At 60.1% G+C, this 383-nt stretch carries 1 protein-coding gene; it reads right to left on the bottom strand.

The genetic code is table 11. From position 1 onward, the window contains the following. Nucleotides 1–381 (bottom strand): SbmA/BacA-like family transporter (locus tag RNC47_RS37410; RefSeq protein ID WP_311605343.1); only part of this gene is annotated, 381 nt, incomplete at its 3' end. Between the last annotated feature and the right edge of the window lie 2 nt (nucleotides 382–383).

The following is a 383-nucleotide window of genomic DNA, read 5'->3' on the forward strand; positions in this document are numbered from 1 at the left end:
GGGGATGAGCTCCTGGGCTTGGTCGATGGAGTTGTTCCAGCCCTGGAACTTGATCATCCGGTTGATGTAATTCCGGTAGTTCGACACGACCGGTGCGAACAGCTTCCGTAGGCCGGTTCGCTCGGCGATCTCTCCACGGTAGAAGGCCACTGCCTCGGAAGCATCGCGCAGCCGCACCAGCGCATAGCGGAAGGCCGCGTTGTACTTCTCGTTGTTGAAGGCCAGCCGGATGATCGGCCGGCCGAGCCAGAATGCCACCACTGTGGCGAACAGGACATAGACGATGCCGATCCAGAAGATCGCCCGTGGCAGTTCGATCCCGACGAGGGGCAAGGTGACTCCACCGGACAGGTTCCACAGAATCGCTGTGAACGAAATCATCG

It is taken from the genome of Streptomyces millisiae, from assembly GCF_031845425.1.
Lineage (GTDB): Bacteria > Actinomycetota > Actinomycetes > Streptomycetales > Streptomycetaceae > Streptomyces > Streptomyces millisiae.